The sequence below is a fragment of the Bradyrhizobium sp. USDA 3240 genome, from assembly GCF_054063295.1.
This window is the reverse complement of record NZ_JBSSGD010000002.1, coordinates 5,300,004-5,316,833: the sequence shown is the minus strand read 5'-3', so window position 1 is coordinate 5,316,833 and position 16,830 is coordinate 5,300,004. Positions and strand designations below refer to the sequence as shown.

At 65.3% G+C, this 16,830-nt stretch carries 15 protein-coding genes and 2 pseudogenes; 8 read left to right on the top strand and 9 right to left on the bottom strand.

Annotated elements, in window-relative coordinates; translation table 11 throughout:
• Positions 1-274: 274 nt before the first annotated feature.
• Positions 275-1,201, bottom strand: coding sequence for a methyltransferase domain-containing protein (locus tag ACVIGA_RS25735; protein WP_456668476.1), 927 nt, complete (start codon positions 1,199-1,201; stop codon positions 275-277).
• Positions 1,202-1,333: 132 nt separating this feature from the next.
• Between ACVIGA_RS25735 and ACVIGA_RS25730 the strand changes: the two genes are divergently transcribed.
• The 5 genes and pseudogenes from ACVIGA_RS25730 (at position 1,334) to ACVIGA_RS25710 (ending at position 6,668) form a co-directional block, all read left to right on the top strand.
• A complete protein-coding gene (locus tag ACVIGA_RS25730; protein WP_456670888.1) occupies positions 1,334-2,413 on the top strand; it encodes a ligase-associated DNA damage response exonuclease in 1,080 nt (359 codons plus the stop codon).
• Complete coding sequence (locus tag ACVIGA_RS25725; RefSeq protein WP_456668475.1) at positions 2,410-4,062, top strand: cisplatin damage response ATP-dependent DNA ligase; 1,653 nt, start codon at positions 2,410-2,412, stop codon at positions 4,060-4,062. The genes ACVIGA_RS25730 and ACVIGA_RS25725 overlap by 4 nt, the downstream gene beginning before the upstream one ends.
• Before the next feature lie 96 nt (positions 4,063-4,158).
• Positions 4,159-4,470 (top strand): DUF6460 domain-containing protein, encoded by a 312-nt coding sequence (locus ACVIGA_RS25720; RefSeq protein WP_456668474.1) that lies wholly within the window; start codon positions 4,159-4,161, stop codon positions 4,468-4,470.
• Between the two features lie 22 nt (positions 4,471-4,492).
• Positions 4,493-5,226: pseudogene (locus ACVIGA_RS25715) on the top strand (MBL fold metallo-hydrolase).
• A gap of 119 nt (positions 5,227-5,345) precedes the next feature.
• Positions 5,346-6,668: an MATE family efflux transporter gene (locus ACVIGA_RS25710; protein ID WP_456668473.1), complete on the top strand. Its 1,323-nt coding sequence runs from the start codon at positions 5,346-5,348 to the stop codon at positions 6,666-6,668.
• Between the two features lie 227 nt (positions 6,669-6,895).
• Here ACVIGA_RS25710 and ACVIGA_RS25705 read toward each other — a convergent pair whose 3' ends face one another.
• Positions 6,896-7,993: a quinone-dependent dihydroorotate dehydrogenase gene (locus ACVIGA_RS25705; protein WP_456668472.1), complete on the bottom strand. Its 1,098-nt coding sequence runs from the start codon at positions 7,991-7,993 to the stop codon at positions 6,896-6,898.
• Complete coding sequence (locus ACVIGA_RS25700; protein ID WP_163153508.1) at positions 7,990-8,334, bottom strand: DUF952 domain-containing protein; 345 nt, start codon at positions 8,332-8,334, stop codon at positions 7,990-7,992. The genes ACVIGA_RS25705 and ACVIGA_RS25700 overlap by 4 nt, the downstream gene beginning before the upstream one ends.
• A 200-nt stretch (positions 8,335-8,534) precedes the next feature.
• Between ACVIGA_RS25700 and ACVIGA_RS25695 the strand changes: the two genes are divergently transcribed.
• Positions 8,535-9,188, top strand: a complete 654-nt coding sequence (locus tag ACVIGA_RS25695) for a S24 family peptidase (RefSeq protein WP_456668471.1) — start codon at positions 8,535-8,537, stop codon at positions 9,186-9,188.
• A 178-nt stretch (positions 9,189-9,366) separates the two neighbouring features.
• Here the strand turns inward: ACVIGA_RS25695 and ACVIGA_RS25690 are convergent.
• The 6 genes and pseudogenes from ACVIGA_RS25690 to ACVIGA_RS25665 form a co-directional block, all read right to left on the bottom strand.
• Positions 9,367-10,152 (bottom strand): annotated as a pseudogene (locus ACVIGA_RS25690) (class II aldolase/adducin family protein).
• Between the two features lie 274 nt (positions 10,153-10,426).
• Positions 10,427-12,067 carry a lysine--tRNA ligase gene (locus tag ACVIGA_RS25685; RefSeq protein ID WP_456668470.1) on the bottom strand — a complete coding sequence of 547 codons (1,641 nt, stop codon included), beginning with the start codon at positions 12,065-12,067 and terminating at the stop codon, positions 10,427-10,429.
• Positions 12,068-12,250: 183 nt separating this feature from the next.
• The gene (locus tag ACVIGA_RS25680; protein ID WP_456668469.1) at positions 12,251-13,300 is read right to left on the bottom strand and encodes a transporter substrate-binding domain-containing protein; all 1,050 of its coding nucleotides are present in this window, start codon (positions 13,298-13,300) and stop codon (positions 12,251-12,253) included.
• 90 nt (positions 13,301-13,390) lie between these two features.
• A complete protein-coding gene (locus ACVIGA_RS25675; protein ID WP_050406287.1) occupies positions 13,391-13,981 on the bottom strand; it encodes an SCO family protein in 591 nt (196 codons plus the stop codon).
• An 18-nt stretch (positions 13,982-13,999) separates the two neighbouring features.
• Complete coding sequence (locus ACVIGA_RS25670) at positions 14,000-14,188, bottom strand: hypothetical protein (protein ID WP_092126258.1); 189 nt, start codon at positions 14,186-14,188, stop codon at positions 14,000-14,002.
• Between the two features lie 121 nt (positions 14,189-14,309).
• Complete coding sequence (locus ACVIGA_RS25665) at positions 14,310-14,786, bottom strand: hypothetical protein (RefSeq protein ID WP_456668468.1); 477 nt, start codon at positions 14,784-14,786, stop codon at positions 14,310-14,312.
• Positions 14,787-14,838: 52 nt separating this feature from the next.
• On the opposite strand from ACVIGA_RS25665, the gene ACVIGA_RS25660 reads away from it, so the two are divergent.
• Both ACVIGA_RS25660 and ACVIGA_RS25655 read left to right on the top strand, forming a co-directional pair.
• Complete coding sequence (locus ACVIGA_RS25660; protein WP_223966064.1) at positions 14,839-15,006, top strand: hypothetical protein; 168 nt, start codon at positions 14,839-14,841, stop codon at positions 15,004-15,006.
• Positions 15,007-15,062: 56 nt separating this feature from the next.
• Complete coding sequence (locus tag ACVIGA_RS25655; RefSeq protein WP_456668467.1) at positions 15,063-16,721, top strand: FAD-binding dehydrogenase; 1,659 nt, start codon at positions 15,063-15,065, stop codon at positions 16,719-16,721.
• The last annotated feature ends 109 nt before the right edge of the window (positions 16,722-16,830 follow it).

Below are 16,830 nucleotides of genomic sequence, written 5' to 3'. Positions count from 1 at the left end.
GCGCGAAGTCACCGCTTTGCGGCGCAATGCCGCGTCACGGCAAATGCGTAGCGTGTAGACTCAAGTTGAGAGAGCGATGTATGGGATCGCGGCTTCACCCTCCCCTGGAGGGGGAGGGTCGACTCACATTGAGCGTAGCGAGATGTGAGGCGGGGTGGGGTGACGGTCCTTCCGCGAACAACGCTGCCCGTGTTGAGAGATCACCCCACCCCGCTTCGTATTTCGCTACGCTTCATGCGAACCGACCCTCCCCCTCCAGGGGAGGGTAAGAGCATCACGCCTTGGTCGCGACGGCGACAAGCCCGGGCGCCGGGATGTTGTCTTCATTGCGCGCCGAGAGATCGTCGAGCAGAGCCAGCGTCAGCCCGGCGGCAGCGACGGAGGCCCGCACGTACGGCGCACTGTGGGCGTAGCGCAGCCCTTCGCCGAGGATGACGCCCTCGCCGTCATGGGTCTCCGTGGTGAAAGCGAGCACGCCGCCCGCCACCAGCACGCGCGCGGCTTCGACGAGCAGGGGTGCGAGATCGGCGACATAGACCATCGCATCGGCCGCGAGGATCAATTCGGCGCTGGCGTCCGGCTTGCCTGAAATGCCCTTCAGCATATCGCCGACCTTGAGCTCAGCATAGAGCCCGGTCGCGCGCGACTTGTCGATCATGCGCGGCGACAGGTCGATACCGATGAATCGATCGACGTGATCAGCGAACGCAGCCGCCGCGAGGCCGGTGCCGCAGCCGAGATCGATCGCGCGCTTGAAGAACGCCGGCTTCCTCGCCGACGCGCGCACCGACAGCACCGCCTTGAACAGCAGCGCCGGGCCGCGATAGCCGAGATCGCCGACCAGCGCGGCCTCGAAGCGCGGCGCATATTGATCGAACAACGTCTGCACATAGCCCGGCGGCATCGCGCTGACGGCCTCGACGCCGAGCTGCATCAAATGCAGGCCGGCGCCATGGCGGTCCTCCGGATCGGCGTCGCGCGCGGCGCGGAAGGCTGCGATCGCGGCTTCACGCAGGCCGAGCTCGAGGCGGATCTTGCCCAGCGTGTACCAGGCCGACGGGAATTTCGGCACCAGCTCGATCGCCTGTTCGAGCAGCCCGGCGGCAGCCGGCAGATCGCCCTTCAATTGCAGGTCGCGCGCGAACTCGTAGCGGCGGTCGGCAACGAGGTCGCCGGAGGACAGAAACAGGCGGGGGGCCATTTTCTCTTAGGGAACCAATCTTGGCCAGGTCCGGCCATCCATCAAAGCATGGACTTTTTCCGGAGATGGAAGCGCCGGTCAAGCCCACTCGCGACGGCTAAACATCGCCGAGGGAGCACCTATATTGTGACAATGCTCCCGCAAGACATCCTGATGCCCGTCCCGGCCGGGCTTTGCTGCAAGCCTGGTGGCTTCCACATCGATCCTGTCAGGCCGGTCGAGCGGGCACTGATCACGCACGGCCATTCCGACCATGCCAGGCCGGGCCACGGCGCGGTGCTTGCGACCCAGGAAACGCTCGACATGATGAGGCTGCGCTACGGCGAGAATTTCGCCGGCTCAGTGCAGGCGGTCGCTTACGGCGAGGAGATCAAGCTCGGCGACGTCACGGTGACGTTTCATCCTGCCGGGCACGTGTTGGGCTCCGCCCAGATATCGGTCACCTGCAAGGACACCCGCATCGTCGCCTCCGGCGACTACAAGGACGCGCGCGACCCGACCTGCGCGCCGTTCGAGCTGGTGCCCTGCGATGTCTTCATCACCGAGGCAACCTTCGGTCTGCCGGTGTTTCGCCATGGCGATGCCGCCGATGAGGTGAAGAAACTGCTGGCCTCCGCAAAACTGTTTCCGGAGCGCGCGCATCTGGTCGGCGCTTATTCGCTCGGCAAGGCGCAGCGCGTGATCGCGCTGCTGCGCGAGGCCGGCTACGACGCGCCGATCTATCTGCACGGCGCGATGGAGAAGATCACCTATTATTATCAGGAACGCGGCATTCCGCTCGGCGAGCTCAGGCCCGCGCGCGGCATGAAGAAGGCCGAACTCGCCGGCACCATCACGCTGGCGCCGCCGAGCGCGACCTCCGACGTCTGGACGCGGCGCTTCCCCGATCCGGTCACGGCGTTTGCGTCGGGCTGGATGCGCGTGCGCGCCCGGGCGCGGCAGGGCGGCATCGAGCTGCCGCTGGTGATCTCGGATCATGCCGACTGGGACGGGCTGACGGCGACGATCGCAGCCACCGGTGCCGGCGAGATCTGGGTCACCCATGGCCAGGAAGACGCGCTGGTGCATTGGTGCAAGAGCAAGGGTCTTGCCGCACGGCCGCTCGATCTGGTCGGCTATGGCGACGAGGACGAAAGCGAGACGACGGCGGTCACTGGCGAGGCGGAGCCCACCGGCGAAGGCCAGCCCGCCGGCGAGACCAAGAAGCCATGAATCGCTTTGCCGAGCTGCTCGACCGCCTCGCCTATGAGCCCGGCCGTAACAACAAGATCAAGCAGCTGGTTGGCTATTTCCGCGAGACCGAGGACCCCGACCGCGGCTACGCGCTGGCGGCGCTGACCGGCGCGCTGTCGTTCAAGCACGCCAAGCCGGGCTTGATCCGAGACCTGATCACCGAACGCACCGACCCGGTGCTGTTCGGCTACGCCTATGATTACGTCGGCGACCTCTCTGAGACCGTCGCGCTGATGTGGCCGAAGGCGGAGCTGCCGGGCCACAACAACCCGCCGCCTCCCACCCTCACCGACGTCGTCACCACGCTGCGCACGCTCGGCAAGGCCGAACTGCCGGCGCAGCTGGCGCGCTGGCTGGACGAGCTCGACGAGACCGGGCGCTGGGCGCTGCTGAAGCTCGTCACCGGCGCGATGCGGATCGGGATCTCGGCGCGGCTGGCGAAGACCGCAGCGGCGGCGCTCGGCGACAAGGACCCGCACGAGATCGAGCTGATGTGGCCGGGCCTGTCGCCGCCCTATCTCGAATTGTTCGCCTGGCTCGAAGGGCGCGGCGACAAGCCGGTCAATAGCGACCCGACGCCGTTCCGCCCGGTAATGCTGGCGCATGCGATCGAGGATGGCGATTTCGCCAATCTCGACGCTGCCGATTTCAGCGCGGAATGGAAGTGGGACGGCATCCGCGTGCAGGCTGTGGCCGGCCACGACACGCGCGGCCACATCCAGGCGCGGCTCTATTCGCGCACCGGCGAGGACATCACCGGCAGCTTCCCCGACCTCGTGCCGTCGCTGCATCTTCCCGGCGCGATCGATGGCGAATTGCTGGTGCTCCGCGACGGCCGCGTGCAGACCTTCAACGTGTTGCAGCAGCGGCTGAATCGCAAAGTCGTTTCGCCGAAGCTGATCAAGGAATTCCCGATCCATCTGCGCGCCTACGATCTGCTCGGCGACGGCGAGAACGATCTGCGCGAGCAGCCCTTCACCGAACGCCGCGCGCATCTCGAAGCCTTCGTCGCCAAGCTGAACGATCCGCGCATCGATCTGTCGCCGACGGTCCCGTTCGCAAGCTGGCAAGAGCTGGCCGCGGCGCGCGCCGATCCGAAGAGCGCGGGCGCCGGCGACGATGCCGACGCGGTCGAAGGCGTGATGCTGAAGCGGCGCGACGCGCCCTATCTGCCCGGACGGCCGAAGGGCCCATGGTGGAAGTGGAAGCGCGATCCGCACATCATCGACGCGGTGCTGATGTATGCCCAGCGCGGTCACGGCAAGCGCTCGTCCTATTACTCCGACTACACGTTCGGGGTCTGGACCCGCGGCGAGGCCGGCGACGAGCTGGTGCCGGTCGGCAAAGCCTATTTCGGCTTCACCGACGAGGAGCTCTTGCAGATCGATCGCTTCGTCCGCCGCAACACCACCGAGAAGTTCGGTCCCGTCCGACATGTCGTGCACGAGCCGGATCAGGGGCTGGTGCTGGAAGTCGCCTTCGAGGGCTTGCAGCGCTCGCCGCGTCACAAATCCGGCGTCGCGATGCGCTTTCCCCGGATCAGCCGCCTGCGCTGGGACAAGCCGCCGCGCGAGGCCGACCGGCTGGAGACACTTGAACGGATGTTAATCTCCATGACAGGAAGTTAAACCCGCAAGCCACATCGCAGCCATTGATCGCGGCTCACGGGTTTCCCATGTGCTGCGCCGTGACCTATAATGCGGGCGATTCCGCGGGAGACAGCAATGCCAGACAACATCCGGGACTTGCCGGCCGGCGAGAGCCAGAGTGACGGCCTGTACCGCTTTCTCGGCGGATCGCCGCTCTCGGTGGCGTTCCGGCTGATCCTGCTCTCGATCCTGGTCGGCGTGGTGCTCGCCGCGATCGGCCTCGACCCATGGAACATCCTCTACAGCGTCCGCCGGCTGTTCCAGAGCCTCTGGGATTTCGGCTTCGATGCGATCAACTGGGCGTGGCGCTACTTCCTGCTCGGCGCCGTGATCGTGGTCCCGATCTGGCTGTTGTCGCGGCTGTTCGGCGCGCCGCGCGGCCGCTGATCCCAGGGAAAGCCCGCAGCCGATGCAATTGCAATTTGTCGGCTGCGGCGATGCGTTCGGCTCCGGAGGCCGCTTCAACACCTGCTTCCATGTCAGCGGCGCGTGCGTCAATTTCCTGATCGACTGCGGCGCGTCCTCGCTGCCGGCGCTGAAGCGGCTCGAGATCGACCGCAACGCGATCGACCTGATCCTGATCACACATTTCCATGGCGATCATTTCGCCGGCCTGCCGTTCTTCCTGCTCGACGCGCAATTCTCCCGTCGCACCCGGCCGCTCGTGATCGCCGGGCCCGAAAGCATCGAAACGAAATTGCCTGCGGTGATGGAGGTGATGTTCGAGCATTCCTCCAAGACCAAACAGCGCTTCGATCTGCCGTCATCACGCTCGCACCGCAGGAGCGGCGCAGCTTCGGCGAGGTGACCGTGACGCCCTATCCTGTCGTGCATGGCGAATCGGGCGGGCCGTTTCTGGCCTATCGCGTCGAGGCCGAAGGCCGCGTCGTCACCTACAGCGCCGACACCGAGTGGACCGATGCGTTGATCCCGGCCGCGCAAAACGCCGACCTCTTCATTGCCGAGGCCTATACCTACGACAGAATGGTCAGGAACCATCTCAGCCTGAAGACGCTGGAGCCGCATTTGCCGGCCATCAACGCCAGGCGCGTGGTGCTGACCCATATGAGCGACGACATGCTCGGCCGCGTCGACGACCTGCCCTACACGGCGGCGAGCGACGGCATGGTCGTGGTGTTCTGACCACGCAATTGCCTGCAAGTTACTCCGCCCCTCCGCCACCGCATTGCTCTGAGTACAATTCCGGCATGGTCGCGCGACGGATGTCGCGATAGAAGCGCATATTCCTTGCAACTGTAGCCATGCACGCACCCATTCACCCGAAGATCACGACCCGCCAGGTGTTCGCCATCGCCGGTCCCGCGATGGTCGCCAACCTGACCACGCCGCTGATCGGCATCGTCTCGACCACCGCGATCGGCCGCCTCGACGATGCCGCGCTGCTCGGCGGGGTGGCGATGGCCTCGGTGATCTTCGACTGCCTGTTCTGGCTGTTCGCCTTCCTGCGCATGAGCACGCTGGCCTTCACCGCGCAGGCGCAGGGCGCGGGCGAGCCGCAGGAATATGCCGCAATCCTGGTGCGCGGCTTCATCGTCGCCGGCCTGATCGGCATTGCACTGATCGCGCTGCAGGTGCCGCTGGCCGCAATCACGTTCCAGCTGATGGGCGGCAGCGAAGGCGTCACGCGCGCCGCCAAGAGCTATTTCATGATCCGGATCTGGTCGGCGCCGCTGGCGCTCGCCAATTATGTCATCCTGGGCTGGCTGGTCGGCCAGGCGCGCGCCAATCTGGCGCTTATCCTGCAGATCGTGATCAATTTGATCAACATGGCCGCAACCGTGCTGCTGGTGCAGGTCTATGGCGCCGGCATCGCAGGTGCCGCGATCGCCGCCGTGCTCGCCGAGACCGCCGGTTTCATTGCCGGTATCGTCGTGGCGTGGCGGATCTCGCAAGGCGGCTTTGTGGTTCCCGCGGCGACGCTGTTCGACCGCGCCGAGCTGATGCGCATGCTGGCCGTCAACCGCGACATCATGGTCCGCACCGCGGCGCTGATCGTCGTGTTCCTGTTCTTCACCGCCAAAGGCGCGCACGAGGGCGACGTCACACTGGCGGCGAATTCGGTGCTGAACAATTTCCTGCTGGTGAGCGCGTTCTTCCTCGATGGCCTCGCCAACGCCGCGCAACAGCTCTGCGGTCGCGCCTTCGGCGCCCGCGACGCGCGCGGCTTTGCCGATTCGACCCGGCTGGTGCTGCTGTGGGGTGTCGGCTTTGCGCTGGTCGTCTCGGTGCTGTTCGCGCTGTTCGGGCCGGCGCTGATCAATTTGATGACGACCAGCGAGGACGTGCGCAGCTCAGCGCGCGAGTTCCTGGTGTTCGTGATCCTGGCACCTCTGCCCGGCGTGTTCGCGTTCGGCTTCGACGGCATCTATGTCGGCGCGACCTGGGCGCGCGAGATGCGCAATTTGATGCTGGCCTCACTCGCGATCTTCCTCGCCGCCTGGTGGGCGCTCAGCGGATTCGGCAACACCGGGCTGTGGATCGCGCTGCTCGGCTTCTACGTCGCGCGCGGCGGCCTGCAAGGCCTGCGCTATCCGGCGCTGCTGAGGAAGACGTTCAAATCGTAGCTGCGTAGCCCGGATGGAGCGATGCTCTGCTCCCTCGCCCCGCTCTTGCGGGGAGAGGGTTGGGGTGAGGGGCTGTCTCCCGCGCAATGGTAAGAGCCGATACGCGGAAGCTCCCCTCACCCGGATCGCATCTGCGATGCGACGCAGCCGAAGCTCTGCTTCGGCGTTCTAAACGGCCGCCGAAGGCGGCCTACGCCTCTCCCCGCAAGCGGGGCGAGGTAAGAACACTACCGCACCGGCCAATCCTCTGCCGTAATCGTCGCGGCATCGGCCCCGACGATTTCCGACAGCGAGTCGCGGCCGGTGCGCAGCAGGGTCGAGGACAGATCGCGCTTGATGTCGTCGACCAGGCCGATGCCCTTGTAGACCAGCGAGGAATAGAGCTGGATCAGGCTGGCACCGGCGCGGATCTTGGTCAGCGCGGCGCCGCCGCTATCGATGCCGCCGACCCCGATCAACGGAAATGCGCCTTCAACGCGGACATAGGTCTCGGCGACCATCCGCGTCGACAGCCGGAACAGCGGACGGCCCGACAGGCCGCCCTGCTCCCTGGCGCGGTTCTCCTCGCGCAAGGTCGTGGGCCGCGCCAGCGTGGTGTTGGCGACGATCATGCCGTCGACGCGCCGCGAGCGGGCGATGTGCACGACATCGTCGAGCTCGGCGAGGCTGAGATCCGGCGCGATCTTCAGCAGCACCGGCGAGTCGCCGGCGTTCTTGCGGACGCGCTCGCGGGTGTCGATCACCCGCGCCAGCAGATCGTCGAGCGCCGCTGATTGCTGCAGATTGCGCAGGCCCGGCGTATTCGGCGAGGAGACGTTGACGGTGAAATAGCTCGCGACCGAGGCGAACGTCTCGATCAGCTTCACATAATCGACGACGCGGTCGGTCGAATCCTTGTTGGCCCCGACATTGACCCCGATGATGCCGCCGCCGCTGGCGCGCGCGGCGAGCCGGCGCAGCACGGCTTCCTCGCCGTCATTGTTGAAGCCCATGCGGTTGATGACGGCCTCGTCGCGCTCGAGGCGAAACAGCCGCGGCCGCGGGTTGCCGGCTTGCGGCTTCGGCGTCACCGAGCCTATCTCGACAAAGCCGAAACCAAGCCGCAGCAACGCGTCGGGCACCTCCGCGCTCTTGTCGAAACCCGCCGCCATGCCGATCGGATTCGGAAAGTTCAGCCCGAAAGCGCGCACCGCGAGCTTGGGATCATCCGGTCGCTGCCGGATCGGCGGCAGCAGCTTCAAACCCTGGATCGCCATGCGATGGGCATCTTCCGGATCGAACCAGCGCAGCAGCGGCAGCGAGAAGGCGTCGAAGGCGCGGATCACGGCTTGAGCTCCGGAACGTCGTGGCCGCCGTCGGAGCGCGCGCGCAGGCTGAGGATTTCGGTGACCGCGCCGAGGTCGAGTTCGCCATAGAGATGCGGGAACAATTCGTCATTGCGCGAGCGTTCCCAGCGCAAGGCGTCGCCGAGCGCATCGGCATCGACCGCGACCAAGAACAGGCCGGTTTGCCCGTGGTAGTGCTTGCGCGCGGTCTCGGCCACCTGGGCGGCGGTCGAAAAATGGATGAAGCCGTCGCGATTGTCGTCCGCACTGCCCCGGTAGACGCCCTGCCGCTCGGCCTCGCGCCAGGCCGAAGCGGGAGTGATTTTGTAGATCATGGGCACGGCCCGGCCTTCCCTTTTGTCCTTGAGTCTCTTGGGGTTTTATCCGGATTTGAGGGGAAATGCCCCGCACGCCATTCGGCGAGCGAGGGACCGTATCGGCGGCGGCGTCGCAACTCAAGCGGTGCCAGGGCACATCCGACGGCAGATTTGCGGAAACGCCCGGTTTCAGGTAATAATTCCTACCATCCAGGGTATCCTCGATGGCCAAACAGCCCAAAGCCGCCCGACCGCTGACCCACGCGCAGGTCTGGGCCGCGCTCGACCGGCTCGCCGAACGCGCCGGCCTGTCGCCATCAGGCCTTGCCAAGCAATCCGGTCTCGACCCGACCACCTTCAACAAGTCCAAGCGCGTGACTGGCGACGGGCGCGAGCGCTGGCCGTCGACCGAATCGCTCTCCAAGGCGCTGGCCGCGAGCAATGCCAGCATGGAGACCTTCGTGCAGTTGCTCGGCGATGGTGCGCGCGGCGGCCAGTCGGTGCCGTTGATCGGCTTCGCGCAGGCCGGCGCCGGCGGCTATTTCGACGACTCTGGCTTTCCCGCCGGCAAGGGCTGGGATGAAGTGGCGCTGCCGGCGACATCAGACGAGCACGCCTACGCGCTGGAGATCGAGGGCGACTCGATGAAGCCGGCCTATCGCGAAGGTGACATCATCGTGGTGTCACCCGCGACCGCGATCCGCCGCGGCGACCGCGTCGTCGTACGCACGACCGGCGGCGAGGTGATGGTGAAGGAGCTGAAGCGACGCACAGGCAAGGTGCTGGAACTCGCATCGCTCAATCCGGAACATCCCGACCGCATGCTCGATGCCGAGGAAGTCACGTGGATCGCGCGCGTGGTATGGGCGAGCCAGTAGCTGCGGCGATTCAGTCGCCACAAAACCGGTGTCGTCCCGGCGAAGGCCGGGATCCATAACCACCGCCGTTTGAATTGTAGCGAGCTGGGGCTACAGCTCGCTTCGACAACATGACCCTGTGGTAATGGGTCCCGGCCTTCGCCGGGACGACGGTGAAATTTGCGGCGCGGGCCTCCGCCTACGTCGCGTAATCCGGCTCCTTGCGGTCCAGCATCCGCTTCAGCGCATCGAAATGCCGCTGCGACGGGCTTGGGCCGTTGTAGAGATGGTCGTCGCGGAAATCGCGCTTGGTCTTCTCCACCACATGCTGCGGCAATTGCTTGAGCGGCTGCTGGGTCCACATCGCGTAGATCTGCACCTGCGCGGCGCGCTCGATGTAATAGAGCCGGTCATAGGCATCGGCGACGGTCTCGCCGACGGTCGAGATGCCATGGTTGGCCATGAACAGGATGGTCTTGTTGCCGATCACCTTGGCGAGCCGCGCGCCCTCCTCGGGATCCAGCGCAGGGCCGGTGTAGAGATCGTCATAGGCGATCGCTTCCGACAGCCCGACCTCGGTCTGACCGATCTCCTTGATGCGCGGATCCTCGAGCCGCGTCAGCGCGCTCGCCTACGGCATATGGGTGTGGAACACCGCCTTGGCCTGCGGCAGCGCCTTGTGGATCGGCGCATGGATGCAAAAGCAGGATCGCTCGACCTCGCCCTCGCCGCGCTTCACCTCGGCATCGTCGATGCCGACTTCCATGAAGGACGACGCGGTGACCTCCGACCAGTGCATGCCGAACGGGATCTGGTAGTAGCGATCGGTGCGGCCGGGCACCACGAAGGTGAGATGGTTGAAGATGCCTTCCGAAAAGCCATGGATGTAGGCGAGCCGATGCGCGGCCGCGAGATCGACCCGCGCCTGCCATTCCTCGGCGCTCGTACTATCCTGCAGCGATGTCGGCGAAACCCTGAACTGCATGCGCATGCTCCCATTTTTTGCCGGCCGCTCGACGGAGGCCGTGCTGATTTTATGGGACGGAGTGTAGCGCAATCCGGCCGCGCCTCGGCTGACATTGCCGGGGATCAGCCATCCGCATTTTGCGGCCTTTTGTCCCTCTCCCCCTGTGGGAGAGGGTGGACGCGATGCGAAGCATCGCGGACGGGTGAGGGGTCTGTCTCCGCGGAGAGAGACCCCTCATCCGGCGCGGATTTCATCCGCGCCACCTTCTCCCACAGGGGGAGAAGGAACAAGCCTACGACGACCGCGCCAGCGCGCCGTCGATCATGTTGACCGCGTTCTGCACGCCGTAGACCGCGACGAAGGAACCGAAGCGCGGGCCCTTCTCCTGGCCGAGCAGCACCTGGTAGAGCATGTTGAACCAGTCGAGCGAGACGCCGGGACGGCCATCCTTGCCCTTCTTGACCATGTCGAGGAACGGCTCGCGGCGGCCGATCTCGTAGACCACGTTCTGGATGTCTTCGGCGGTCGCATCCGCCGGCATGTTGGCAAGCGCATCGCGTAGATCCTGCAACGCGGCCCGTTCGCCGTCGGTGGGCTCGCGGAATTGTTTCGTCGGCGCCACGAAGTCGCGATAGTAGTTGATGGCATAGCCGACCATCGCATCGAGCTTCGGATGGCTCTCGGGCGTCACGCCCGGACGATAGCGACCGATGAAACCCCATAATGTCTCGGCATTCTCTGCATTCGACGACGACACCAGCGTCAGCAAGAGCTGGAAGGTGACGGGCATGTCGGCCTGCGGCGGCTTGCCGGAATGGACGTGCCAGACCGGGTTCTGCAGCTGCTGCCGTGGCTCCTGCCGCGTGAAGCCGTCGAGGAACTGCTGGTAGTCGTCGACATTGCGCGGGATGACGTCGAAATAGAGCCGCTTCGCCGCCTTGGGCTCGCGATACATGAACAGCGACAGCGATTCCGGCGAGGCGTAGCGCAGCCATTCGTCGATCGTGAGCCCGTTGCCCTTCGACTTCGAGATCTTCTGGCCCTTCTCGTCGAGGAACAGCTCGTAGTTGAAGCCTTCGGGCGGCGTGCCGCCGAGCGCCGCGCAGATCTTGGCGGACAGCTTCACCGAATCGATCAGGTCCTTGCCGGCCATTTCATAGTCGACGCCGAGCGCGTACCAGCGCATCGCCCAATCCGGCTTCCATTGCAGCTTGCAGCGGCCGCCGGTGACGGGAACGGTGACGCTCTCCTTGGTCTCGGGATCTTCATAGGAGATCGTGCCGGCCTTGGCGTCGTGCGCCGTCACCGGGACGTAGAGCACGAGACCGGTGCGCGGACAGATCGGCAGGAACGGCGAGTAGCTCGCCGCCCGCTCCTCGCGCAGCGACGGCAGCATGATCGCCATCACCTTCTCGATCCGCTCCAGCATGCGCAGCAGCGCGGCATCGAACCGGCCGGAGGTGTAATACTCGGTCGAGCTCGCGAATTCGTAGTCGAAGCCGAACTGATCGAGGAAGGCGCGCAGCCGCGCATTGTTGTGCTGGCCGAAGCTCGGATGGGTGCCGAACGGATCGGGCACCTTGGTCAGCGGCTTGCCGAGATACTGCGCCAGCATCTCCTTGTTCGGCACGTTGTCCGGCACCTTGCGCAAGCCATCCATGTCGTCGGAGAAGGCGAGCAGGCGCGTCTTGATCTTGTCCTCGGTGAGCACGCGGAAGGCGTGGCGCACCATGGTGGTGCGCGCGACTTCGCCGAACGTGCCGATATGCGGCAGGCCCGAGGGGCCGTAGCCGGTCTCGAACAGCACCTCGTCCTTTGGATTTTTCTTCAGCCGCGCCACAATCGCTTTCGCCTGCTCGAACGGCCAGGCGTTGGATTGTTCGGCGAGCGCCCGCAGGTCGCTCGGGCTGGCAGCAAGATCAATCACGGACATTTCTTCAGGCTTTCTCCAAAATGGCCGCGAAAACTAACGCTTTCGCGGCAAAATGCAAAACGACGGGAGGCTTGCTGTCATTCCGGGATGGTGCCTTAGCACCAGACCCGGAATCTCGAGATTCCCCGGTGCGCAATTGCGCACCTGCGGTTCGATGCTACGCATCGCCCCGGAATGACAGCCTCAGAACGGGCTGATCGAGAAATAGCGCAGCCACAGATCGGTGAAGCGGCCTTTTTCCCAGATCCGGAACAGCGCCCAGTTCAGCGCCTGCCGGAGCAGATCGTTGCCCTTGCGCACGGCGATGCCGACACCCTCGCCGAAATAGCGGCTTTCGACAAAGGGGCCGCCGGAGAAGGCACAGCATTCAGCCGAATCGGTGCCGTTGATCCAGAACGCGAGCGAGATCGCATCGCCAAAGATGAAGTCGACCTCGCCACGGCGCAGCCCCGCGCGCAGCGCGTCGCTATCCGGATAGGAATGGATCTCGGCGTCGGTGAACATCGCCTTGAGATAGGCCTCGTGCGAGGTGCCGCCGATCACGCCGACCTTCTTGCCCTCGAGATATTCCGGGCGGATCTCCGGCATCACGTTGTCGCGGCGCGACGCGAAGCGCGCCGGCGCGCGATAATAGGGATCGGTGAAATCGACCTTGGCGCGCAGCTGCGGCGTCACCGCCATCGACGCGATGATGGCATCGCCCCGGTTGGTCGCCAGCGCATCGATCAGGGTCTCGAAGCGGCGCATCTGGATGGTGCAAGTAACCTTGATCTCGTCGCAGAGCGCACGCGCCAGGTCGACATTGAAGCCGGCCGGATTGCCGTCGGGCCCGGTGAAGTTGAACGGCGGATAGTCGGTCTCGGTCAGGAAGCGGATCACGGTGAGGCGCGACAGGTCCGGCCGATCCGGCCGTCGCCGCGGGTCCCAGAAGCCCGGCACCGCCTGCGGCGCGGCCTCGGCGGCCTTCGGAGGCTGGTTCGGAGCCGACGGGGCGGCAGCAGCCGGGGGTGTTGCTACCAGGGGCGTCGCTGGTGCCGCTTGTGCGGGGACAGGCCTGGCGGGCTGGGCTGGCGCAGGAGCCGGCTTGGCCGCCGGTGCCTGCGGCGCCGGTACCGGGGGCGTCTGTGCGACCGCTGATCCCGCGATCACCAGCACGACGGCCGCCATCATTCCCGCGGCCAGGCGAAGCTGGCGCGAGCGGACGGCAAAAGGCTGGGCAGACGGATTTGGCATAACCGGCAATATCAGGGAATTGAACGGCTTATAGACCATTCGGCGCCCGAATCGAGCGCCGAATGGGTTAATTCTGAACCGGAAAAAGGGTCAGAGATACCGTTTGAGATCGGTCGCCGCCTCTTCAGGCGTCCGTTTCAGATTGAACGGCGCAACGAAATGGCCGTCGCGGTCCATCAAATAGATCAGCGCGGTGTGATCCATCGTGTAGTCGCCATCCTTCAGCGGCACCTTCTTGGCGTAGACCCGGTAGCTCGACAGCACCTTGGCGATGGCGGCGGGATCGCCGGTCAGGCCCTTGAGGTGCGGATCGAAGCTCGACAGGTAATCCTTCATCGCCGTGGCGGTGTCGCGTTCCGGGTCGACCGAGACGAAATAGGCGTTCACGCGGTCGGCGTCCTTGCCCATCGCCTTCAGGACCTCGGATATCTCGAACAGCGAGGTCGGGCAGATGTCCGGGCAATGGGTGAAGCCGAAGAAGATCAGCGTCGGCTTGCCCTGGAGGTTCTTGTCGGTGACGGTCTGGCCGGCCTGGTCGGTAAGCTGGAACGGCCCGCCGATCGCGGCCGGCGCGGCGACGGTGCGCAGGCCACCGACCGCCCACAACATAAGGAACAGGCCGACCGCCAGGCTGCCCGCGAAGGCAGCGAAGATCACCAATGGGCGCGTGGTCCGGGGCATGATGCGAGGACGTCCTTGTCAGAAGCAGGCGGCGATGCCGGCCGTGATCATTTCGAAAAACACCGCGGTCCCGTAGTGGAACCAGAGCGCGGCAGCGGCGAGCAAGGCCAATCCACCGATTCCGGCAGCGCCCCACAGGATTGCAGACGCCACCCGGCCCTGCGGAGCCGTCACGAGCTCGGATCGGGTGGAGATCGGCTGAACCATGCGGTTGAGATAAGCCGGGTTCCGGCAGGCAGCAAGCGCAATGGCCGTCGCGGGCCGTCAAATGATAGCGAGGCGATGTCCGGGCGCTAACCTCGTCATGCCGCTCGCCGATGTCAGCAGCTCAGCGCGCGGGCTCGGCGGGTTTGGGCGCCGAAGCCTGGGCGTTCAGGTAGCACGGCTTGTACAGCGCCTGCAGTTGCTTGCCGCGCAGGAAGATCATGTGCCGGGTCAGGCCACCGCGGTCCATGATCCATTTGCGCACCGCCGGCGGGTACATCAGGTACAGCATATGAGTGGCTTCGGGATTGGGGACCGGGCGGCCGTTGTCGCCGTAATCCCAAGCGGCATGGAAGCCGAGGCTGGCGTGTGAGGTCACACAGATCCGGTCATGCGGGACCTTGCCGAGCACGATGGTGCAGGCCGAGGCGCATAGCCCGTCGATGATCACGGTCTCACCGGATGTGCGCAGGTCCTGATATTTGTCGACATAGATGCCGATCTTGCCGCCGCGATCGTCGGCGATCCTGACCACTGCCTGAGACGCCCCCATTCCCGCCAGCAGGAGAACCGCAGCGAGCAACCCCGTCATCAACTTCATTTGGCCAGCCCCAGTCGAAACCGAATCTGTTGGTCTGTGATGCAAGACAATCGTGAGCGTGTTGCCGCCGCCGATTTTTGTCCAGACGAGCGAAGCCGGTCAAAACAAATTCAAATTGGGTGTTGCGCGGGCGCTGCAGTGGCGTGTGGAAAAGGTCCCAAACTGGAACAACTTGCCGCAACTGTTTGATGCCTCGCCGCCACAGGCAAGGTCCATTTGACGTTGACCGCGCACAACGACGCGGTCTTGAATCCCGGCGGGACGGGGGAAATCAAAATGGCTGACGATGCAGATGTGATCGTGATCGGCGCCGGACTTGCCGGTCTGGTCGCCGCAACCGAGATCGCCGACGCCGGCAAGCGCGTCATCGTGCTCGACCAGGAAGGGGAACAGAGCATCGGCGGCCAGGCCTTCTGGTCGTTCGGCGGATTATTCCTGGTCGATTCGCCGGAACAGCGCCGACTCGGCATCAAGGATTCCGCCGACCTCGCGCTGCAGGACTGGATGGGCACCGCGGGTTTCGATCGCGAGGAGGATCACTGGCCGCGCAAATGGGCCGAAGCCTACGTTGCCTTCGCAGCCGGCGAGAAGCGTGACTGGCTGCGCGCGATGGGCCATCGCATCTTCCCGGTGGTCGGCTGGGCCGAGCGCGGCGGGTACGACGCCATGGGCCACGGCAATTCGGTGCCGCGCTTCCATGTCACCTGGGGCACCGGCCCCGGCATCGTCGAGCCGTTCGAGCGCCGCGCGCGCGAGGCCGCCAGGAACGGACAGCTGGTGTTCAAGTTCCGCCATCGCGTCGATGCACTCAGCATCGGCAACGGCACGGTCGATGGCGTGAGTGGCGCGATCCTGGAACCGTCAGACGTCGAACGCGGCAAGAGCTCCTCGCGCAATGTCGTCGGTGATTTTTCGCTGCGCGCACAGGCGGTGATCGTCGCCTCCGGCGGCATCGGCGGCAATCATGACCTGGTGCGGCAGAACTGGCCGAAACGGCTCGGCGAGCCGCCGAAGTTCATGATCTCCGGCGTGCCCGAACATGTCGACGGCCGCATGATCGGCATCACCGAGCAAGCAGGCGGCCGGCTGATCAACCGCGACCGCATGTGGCACTATGTCGAGGGCATCCAGAACTGGAACCCGATCTGGCCACGTCATGGCATCCGGATTCTGCCGGGACCGTCCTCAATGTGGTTCGACGCGACAGGCAAGCGGCTGCCGGCGCCGCTGTTCCCGGGCTCCGACACGCTCGGGCAGCTGCATTACATCATGGGCACCGGCTACGATTATTCGTGGTTCATCCTGACCCAGAGCATCATCAAGAAGGAGTTCGCACTGTCGGGCTCGGAGCAGAACCCCGACCTCACCGGAAAAAGCTGGCGCATGACCATCAAGCGCGCCACCAACAAGGGCGCGCCGGCGCCGGTCGAGGCCTTCAAGCAGCACGGCGCCGACTTCATCGTGCGCGACAATCTCACTGAACTCGTCGGCGCCATGAACAAGCTCGCCGGCAACGAACTCTTGAGGCTTGAGGCCATCAAGACACAGATCGAGGCGCGCGACCGCGAGATCACCAACTCCTATGTCAAGGATGCGCAGGTGATGAACCTGCACAATGCGCGGCGCTATATCGGCGACAGGCTGATCCGCACCGCCAAGCCGCACCGCATCCTCGATCCCGAACACGGCCCGCTGATCGCGGTGAAGCTCAACATCCTCACCCGCAAGACGCTCGGCGGCTTCGAGACCGACCTCGATTCGCGCGTGTTCGGCAACGACCACCAGATCATCCGCGGACTCTATGCGGCCGGCGAAGCCGCCGGCTTCGGTGGCGGCGGCGTGCACGGCTATCGCTCGCTGGAGGGCACGTTCCTCGGCGGCTGCCTGTTCTCGGGCCGCAACGCCGGGCGCGCGGCGGCGAAGGCAGTGGGTTAGGGCACGCCCCTCATCACGAAAGAGACGGCGAAAGGAAAATGAAATAGCCCGCCGGGTTTGAACCGGCGGGCTCTCATCAGTGAATCCGAATTTCTTGAGCGATGTTGGC

What these genes read in the sequence shown, in the direction of transcription:
- ACVIGA_RS25735 (WP_456668476.1), bottom strand. Translation starts at nt 1,201, where the DNA reads ATGGCCCCCCGCCTGTTTCTGTCCTCCGGCGACCTCGTTGCCGACCGC.
- ACVIGA_RS25730 (WP_456670888.1), top strand. Translation starts at nt 1,334, where the DNA reads ATGCTCCCGCAAGACATCCTGATGCCCGTCCCGGCCGGGCTTTGCTGC.
- ACVIGA_RS25725 (WP_456668475.1), top strand. Translation starts at nt 2,410, where the DNA reads ATGAATCGCTTTGCCGAGCTGCTCGACCGCCTCGCCTATGAGCCCGGC.
- ACVIGA_RS25720 (WP_456668474.1), top strand. Translation starts at nt 4,159, where the DNA reads ATGCCAGACAACATCCGGGACTTGCCGGCCGGCGAGAGCCAGAGTGAC.
- ACVIGA_RS25710 (WP_456668473.1), top strand. Translation starts at nt 5,346, where the DNA reads ATGCACGCACCCATTCACCCGAAGATCACGACCCGCCAGGTGTTCGCC.
- ACVIGA_RS25695 (WP_456668471.1), top strand. Translation starts at nt 8,535, where the DNA reads ATGGCCAAACAGCCCAAAGCCGCCCGACCGCTGACCCACGCGCAGGTC.
- ACVIGA_RS25685 (WP_456668470.1), bottom strand. Translation starts at nt 12,067, where the DNA reads ATGTCCGTGATTGATCTTGCTGCCAGCCCGAGCGACCTGCGGGCGCTC.
- ACVIGA_RS25680 (WP_456668469.1), bottom strand. Translation starts at nt 13,300, where the DNA reads ATGCCAAATCCGTCTGCCCAGCCTTTTGCCGTCCGCTCGCGCCAGCTT.
- ACVIGA_RS25675 (WP_050406287.1), bottom strand. Translation starts at nt 13,981, where the DNA reads ATGCCCCGGACCACGCGCCCATTGGTGATCTTCGCTGCCTTCGCGGGC.
- ACVIGA_RS25670 (WP_092126258.1), bottom strand. Translation starts at nt 14,188, where the DNA reads ATGGTTCAGCCGATCTCCACCCGATCCGAGCTCGTGACGGCTCCGCAG.
- ACVIGA_RS25665 (WP_456668468.1), bottom strand. Translation starts at nt 14,786, where the DNA reads ATGAAGTTGATGACGGGGTTGCTCGCTGCGGTTCTCCTGCTGGCGGGA.
- ACVIGA_RS25655 (WP_456668467.1), top strand. Translation starts at nt 15,063, where the DNA reads ATGGCTGACGATGCAGATGTGATCGTGATCGGCGCCGGACTTGCCGGT.